This window comes from Ramlibacter aquaticus (assembly GCF_015159745.1).
Classification (GTDB): Bacteria; Pseudomonadota; Gammaproteobacteria; order Burkholderiales; family Burkholderiaceae_C; genus Ramlibacter; species Ramlibacter aquaticus.
Window position 1 is genome coordinate 1 of sequence record NZ_JADDOJ010000201.1, and the last position, 425, is coordinate 425.

Annotated in this window: 2 protein-coding genes; both read left to right on the forward strand. The window is 43.3% G+C overall.

Annotated elements, in window-relative coordinates:
* On the forward strand, positions 1-177 hold a 177-nt coding region (locus IM725_RS20860), incomplete at its 5' end, for a polysaccharide biosynthesis C-terminal domain-containing protein (protein WP_456096406.1).
* Between the two features lie 12 nt (positions 178-189).
* Positions 190-425: UDP-N-acetylglucosamine 2-epimerase (locus IM725_RS20115; protein ID WP_193782408.1), on the forward strand; the 236-nt coding region annotated here is incomplete at its 3' end.

Consider the following 425-nt stretch of genomic DNA (forward strand, 5'->3'; position numbering starts at 1 on the left):
GTTTTTGCTTCTGGAGAAAAATCTGTAATTGTCGAGACAGTACCTGGTTGGTCTCACGATATCACCAATATCGGTGAAGATGAAATGATTGTTATGTTATGGGCCAACGAGGTTTTTGATCGAGAAAACCCCGACACCTACTCAATGCCGCTTACTAGCGAAGTGAGAGCGAGATGAAAAGAGGGAATTATGAATAAGCTGAAAGTCGTTACTGTCTTAGGCACCCGTCCTGAAGTTATTCGTTTGTCTCGAGTTATCGCTGCTCTTGATATGAGTTGTGAGCATATCCTTGTGCACACTGGGCAAAATTATGATTATGAGCTCAACCAGATTTTTTTTGAAGACTTGGGTATTCGTAAGCCTGATTACTTTCTCAGTGCAGCGGGGGCAAGCGGCGCCGAGACGATAGGGAATGTAATAATAAG